The organism is Sulfurimonas indica (assembly GCF_009192995.1).
GTDB classification, from domain to species: Bacteria; Campylobacterota; Campylobacteria; order Campylobacterales; family Sulfurimonadaceae; genus Sulfurimonas; species Sulfurimonas indica.
This window is the reverse complement of sequence record NZ_SDID01000050.1, coordinates 1-451: the sequence shown is the minus strand read 5'-3', so window position 1 is coordinate 451 and position 451 is coordinate 1. Positions and strand designations below refer to the sequence as shown.

1 protein-coding gene is annotated in these 451 nt (G+C 41.2%); it reads left to right on the top strand.

Annotated elements, in window-relative coordinates:
• Nucleotides 1-451: hypothetical protein (locus tag ES948_RS10960; RefSeq protein WP_188109524.1), on the top strand; the 451-nt coding region annotated here is incomplete at both ends.

Sequence of the window (451 nt, the reverse complement as noted above, 5' to 3'; positions counted from 1 at the left end):
GAGACAATATTACGGATGCAGCAGTTGCAGACAGATACAGAACTGAACAAAAGATTGGTTCTGATTTAGGTTTTACAGGTGCAATGCAGTCCGCTGGAGGTGGTAATGTTGCTTTTAGAGGTGGTCAAGTTGAAGGTGCAGTACAGGCAGCCAATGTTGAAGCAGAAAGTGCCAATTATGACAAAATGGGTTCTATTCATTCAGGTGCAGCAAAACAGGCTTCTAAAAAGTTGAATTCTATGGCTGCTTATGGAGACAACATCTCCGCACCTGATGCGAACTATGCCGGTACATTAGAGGGAATTAAATCTGCTCATTCAGACATTGGAAATGTGAAAGCTGTCAAGAATGATGTTAATGGAATGAAGCATTTCAAAGAAGGTGCAGAGATGTCTGCAAGAATGCAAACCAACAAAATGATGGGTGTCGGTATGTATTTTGATGGAAAAAG